Source organism: Candidatus Cloacimonadota bacterium (genome assembly GCA_012516855.1).
GTDB lineage: Bacteria > Cloacimonadota > Cloacimonadia > Cloacimonadales > Cloacimonadaceae > Syntrophosphaera.
The window spans coordinates 1-1,529 of record JAAYWB010000106.1 but is presented as its reverse complement, the minus strand read 5'-3'; the positions used below and the strand labels follow the sequence as shown (position 1 = coordinate 1,529).

At 49.8% G+C, this 1,529-nt stretch carries 3 protein-coding genes; all 3 read left to right on the top strand.

Translation table 11 applies throughout. The annotated features are described in order from the left end of the window. On the top strand, positions 1-197 hold a 197-nt coding region (locus GX466_09055), incomplete at its 5' end, for a pyridoxal 5'-phosphate synthase lyase subunit PdxS (protein ID NLH94343.1). A gap of 209 nt (positions 198-406) precedes the next feature. Beyond that, the gene (locus GX466_09050; GenBank protein ID NLH94342.1) at positions 407-1,231 is read left to right on the top strand and encodes an ABC transporter ATP-binding protein; all 825 of its coding nucleotides are present in this window, start codon (positions 407-409) and stop codon (positions 1,229-1,231) included. A gap of 65 nt (positions 1,232-1,296) precedes the next feature. After that, positions 1,297-1,529: hypothetical protein (locus tag GX466_09045; protein ID NLH94341.1), on the top strand; the 233-nt coding region annotated here is incomplete at its 3' end.

The window sequence follows — 1,529 nt, the reverse complement described above, 5'->3', positions numbered from 1 at the left end:
TGCAGCTTGGAGCTGATGGTGTATTCGTGGGTTCAGGGATCTTCAAGTCTGAGGAGCCAGAGGCAATGGCAAAGGCAATCGTCCAGGCAGTGCATAATTTTGATAATCCGGAACTCCTGGCCCAGGTTTCTAAAGGTCTTGGTGCAGCCATGAAGGGTCTTGATGCGACATTAATTCCAGAGGGAGACGTTCTGTAGGTTCGGGGCTGGTAGTTCCTGTACGAGAAAGCGGGCTAATTGATCCAATTTTCAAGGAGGCGAGGGGGAGGATGTACAGCAGACAGTCTTTTTAAAACACGATGAGTTCTCATGCGTCATCTATTAAGCCCTATTTTAGCGGCAGCTTTTGCTCGATTCTCAAAGCATTTACATCACAAATCCCTAATCACAGGCAAAGGAGCTCACTTATGGCAAGATTAGGGCTGAAGGATATCACCGTCTCCTATGGGACCAACGGAAAAAGAACAACTGCGCTGCATAACATCAACCTCAACATTGAGGATGGCGATTTTGTCTCGCTGATCGGCCCAAGCGGTTGTGGAAAAAGCACTCTGCTTGACCTCGTGGCAGGTCTACGCACCCCCTCCAGCGGCCAGGTACTCATCGACGGCCACGAGATTTGCGGTCCTGGGCCTGATCGAGGCATGGTGTTCCAGGATTATTCTCTCTTTCCCTGGATGAGCGCTCTGGAAAACGTGCGTTTTGCTGTAGAGCATTCATGGGCGAGAACCGATAAGGATGAGTCGCTTGAAATAGCCAATCGATATCTTGATGTCGTAGGGCTGTCCAGCTTCCGCCACAAATACCCAAATACTCTCTCCGGAGGAATGCGCCAGCGCCTGGCCATTGCCAGGATGTTCGCCATGAATCCGGAGATCTTTCTGATGGATGAGCCTTTTGGAGCTTTGGATTCGCTCAACCGGGTATTCATGCAGGACCTCCTGGTTCGTTTGTGGTCTAAAGACGCAAAAAGAAAGACCGTGCTCTTTGTCACTCACGATGTAGATGAAGCCATCTTGCTCTCGGATAAGGTTGTGGTCATGACGCCCACTCCCGGAAAGATAAAAGAGGTCGTGAAAGTGCCCTTTTCCAGGCCTAGAAAGAGGCAGAGCCTTTTCGTGAGCCAGGATTACATAATCCTCCGCTCCAAGCTCCTGGCCCGTTTCAGCGAAGAGATGCAAAAGGACCTGGAAAAACAGGAGAAGGAGCTAATCACCTCTCAGATGCATTGAACAACAGCTCTGCTAATATTAAAAGCGCTGTCAGCATCTAAGGAAATATCACTCAAGAGTGCGGCATGAGAGGCTGCTGGATTATTGTAGACGATGGAAGCGGCGCTATCCTGGTCGACCTTGAGCCCAACAATTTCACCATTCCTCTGAATCAGGTAGGCAATACTGCACAAGTCTATGGAAATGTGACTCTGGTTGAAGGAAAAAAGAAGCTGAAATTCGTTCCTGGATCGCCGTACATCATCGGCAAGAAGGTGGAGATCTCCGGCGAGATCAAACAGCCCCTGGTCTTAACTGG

What these genes read in the sequence shown, in the direction of transcription:
- GX466_09050 (NLH94342.1), top strand. Translation starts at nt 407, where the DNA reads ATGGCAAGATTAGGGCTGAAGGATATCACCGTCTCCTATGGGACCAAC.